Source organism: Veillonellaceae bacterium (assembly GCA_012523975.1).
GTDB lineage: Bacteria > Bacillota > Negativicutes > JAAYSF01 > JAAYSF01 > JAAYSF01.
The window spans coordinates 1-1744 of the sequence record JAAYSF010000099.1; the positions used below are offsets into that span (position 1 = coordinate 1).

The 1744-nt window shown below is 38.3% G+C and carries 2 protein-coding genes; one reads left to right on the forward strand and one right to left on the reverse strand.

Annotated features, from left to right (window positions below; translation table 11 throughout):
- On the forward strand, window positions 1-414 hold a 414-nt coding region (locus GX348_12560; GenBank protein ID NLP42989.1), incomplete at its 5' end, for an FAD:protein FMN transferase.
- Between the two features lie 51 nt (window positions 415-465).
- Here GX348_12560 and GX348_12565 read toward each other — a convergent pair.
- On the reverse strand, window positions 466-1743 hold the full coding sequence (locus tag GX348_12565; GenBank protein NLP42990.1) for a purine permease: 1278 nt from the start codon (window positions 1741-1743) through the stop codon (window positions 466-468).
- Between the last annotated feature and the right edge of the window lies 1 nt (window position 1744).

Below are 1744 nucleotides of genomic sequence, written 5' to 3' on the forward strand. Positions count from 1 at the left end.
AATGTTCTCGTTTACGGTGACAATCCAAAACAAGAAACCGGCATTTGGCGAATTGGTATCCAAAATCCGAAAACCATTCGTGGGAATAATATCGGAATTTTATCTCTCAAAAATAAATCTGTTGTTACATCTGGCATTTACGAACGACATTTGCGAGTTGGTCACAAAGATTACCACCACATTTTTGATCGAAAAACTGGCTATCCAATTGAAACTGACATGGCAAGCCTAACCATTGTTTCTGATTTATCTGTTGACTGTGAAATATGGACGACAAAACTCTTTGGCCTACCAATCATGCAAGCTCTAACCACCATTCAAAATACACCAAATATCGAAGGCATTCTCATCACAAAAGACAATCGCCTAGCCATTACCAGCGGGTTAAAATCACATTTTCAGATGCTACGATAAATTAAAAGCCATTCTAGATAATTCTAGAATGGCTTATTTATATCTAAACGCTTATTTTTTTGGTTTCCCGTTTAAAATCAAATTAAGAACAACAGCGAATAATGCGGCAATGACGATACCGTTTGTTAAGAACATTTGAACTGTGTTTGGAAGGCTAACAAAGAGATTTGTTCCGTTAAAACCAACACCACAAGCGATTGAGACCGCAGCAATGATAAAGTTATATTCGTTATTTTCGAAATCAACTTTATTTAGCATTTGAATCCCTTGAAGGGCAACCATACCAAATAGGACAATCATGGCACCACCAAGAACTGGACTTGGAATCATTTGTGCCATTGCTCCAAATTTTGGAAGAAGCCCAAGAATCACAAGGAACAAAGCTGTATAGTAAATTGGACGACGTGTTTTGATTCCTGAAATACGAACCAAACCAACGTTTTGTGAGAATCCAGTATATGGGAAAGTATTGAAAATACCTCCAAGAAGAACGGCTGCACCTTCTGCACGGTAACCGTTACGAAGACGTTTGCTGTCTAATTTTTCACCAGTCAAATCTGACAATGCAAGATAAACACCAGTTGATTCAACCATTGAAACAGTTGCAATGATACACATCATAATGATTGATGTGATTTCAAATTTTGGTGCGCCAAAGTAGAATGGTTGTGGAATGTGAACAAGCGGTGCGTTAGCGACTACTGATGTATCAACCAAGCCCATAAAGGCAGCCACAATCGTTCCACCAATCAAACCAATCAAGATAGAAATTGATTTAATAAAACCTTTAGCAAAGATATTAACCACAAGCACAATAGCAATTGTCACAAGTGCTAAAATCAAAGACTGAGCTGTTGGTGCATCAGCGTTATCACCCATATTACCAATCGCAACTGGAATTAATGTCAAACCGATTGTTGTGATGACAGAACCTGTTACAACTGGTGGGAAGAAATCAGCGATTTTTGAGAAAATACCTGAAATCAAAATCACATAGATACCAGAGACAATCAAAGCGCCAAACATGTAACCTGAACCTTGTTTTGCACCGATGATTGATAATGGAGCTACAGATTGGAAGGCACAACCAAGAACAACTGGAAGCCCTACTCCAAAATGCTTACGCAATTGGAGCTGTAAGAAAGTGGCAACCCCACACATGAAAATATCAGTTGAGATTAGGTAAGTTAATTGCTCAGCTGAATAATTAAGTGCGCTTGCAATCATAATTGGTACGAGGATTGAACCTGCGTACATAGCAAGTAAATGTTGCAAACCTAGGATTGCTGCTTGTGAGTGTTTTTGTTCATTCATTTCCATTTTATGCATC

Coding starts and splice junctions, on each gene's coding strand:
- GX348_12565 (NLP42990.1), bottom strand. CDS start 1,743: ATGCATAAAATGGAAATGAATGAACAAAAACACTCACAAGCAGCAATC.